At 56.1% G+C, this 1195-nt stretch carries 1 protein-coding gene; it reads left to right on the forward strand.

The genetic code is table 11. The features are described from left to right. Positions 1–151: 151 nt before the first annotated feature. Positions 152–1096, forward strand: coding sequence for a sugar kinase (locus tag NM10_RS12495; RefSeq protein WP_020311899.1), 945 nt, complete (start codon positions 152–154; stop codon positions 1094–1096). The last annotated feature ends 99 nt before the right edge of the window (positions 1097–1195 follow it).

Here is a 1195-nt window from a genome sequence, read left to right on the forward strand (position 1 = left end):
TCAGATCATCTCCACGTTCACTTAGTSCCGAAATACAAAGATGATTTTGAATGGAACAGTACCTTTGCCATGAATCCGGACCGCGTCTATTTGACGGATGCCGCCTATGAAGACATGATTGACAAAATAAAGGCACAATTGGAGGAAAACCATGAGTAAAGTGCTTACTATCGGTGAAGCCATGGGCTTGCTGATTGCTGAAGAAATGGGGCCGCTGGAAGAAGTGGAACATTTTTCCCGCCATGTCTGCGGGGCGGAACTGAATTACGCCGTCGGCATGGCCCGGCTGGGCAATGATGTGTCGTATATTTCCAAGGTCGGCGTCGACCCCTTCGGGAAGTGCATCTGCAACTTCCTCAAGGCCAATGGCATCCACGATGACTATGTCTGGACCGATGATGACCATATGACGGGGTTCCAGATGAAAGAAAAGGTCCTGGAAGGGGATCCGACGGTAGCCAATATCCGCAAACACACGGCCTTTTCCCACTTCCGACCGGCGGACCTCTCCGGTATCGATTGGACCGGCGTCGACCACCTGCACGTCACGGGGATTCCTCTGGCCCTGTCGGAATCGTGCCGGGAAACGATTTATACGCTGATGATGCGGGCTCACGGTAAGGGCGTGCGCATTTCCTTTGACCCCAACCTGCGGCCCATGCTCTGGAAGTCCCAGGAAATCATGGCCCGTGTCATCAACGACGCCGCCCAGTATGCCGACATCGTCATGCCTGGTCTCAATGAAGGCCGGATCCTGACGGGAATGGATAATGAAAAAGATATCGCCGGTTATTATTTGCAGCGCGGCGTCCAGACCGTCGTCATCAAAATGGGCGGCAGCCATGGGACCTATATCCGCACGGCCGATGACCAGGAATACCGCGTGCCGAGCTATCACGTCGACCACATCGTCGATACTGTCGGCGCCGGTGACGGCTTTGCCGTCGGTTTCACCAGTGCCATCCTCGATGGACTGAGCCTGGAAGATGCTGCCCGCCGGGGCGCTGCCATCGGGGCCATGGCCATCCAGGTCGCCGGTGATAACGAAGGATTGCCGACGCGGGAACAACTGGCGGTATTCCAACAGAACGCATAATATTGGTTGTGGGATTCCCACAAACGGGCCGCCCTTTGGGACGGCCCCTACGTGCGGTCCTATGGGACCGCTGCGGCCTGCGACCTGCGTTAATSTGAC

The sequence above is a fragment of the Megasphaera sp. NM10 genome, from assembly GCF_000417505.1.
GTDB classification, from domain to species: Bacteria; Bacillota; Negativicutes; order Veillonellales; family Megasphaeraceae; genus Megasphaera; species Megasphaera intestinihominis.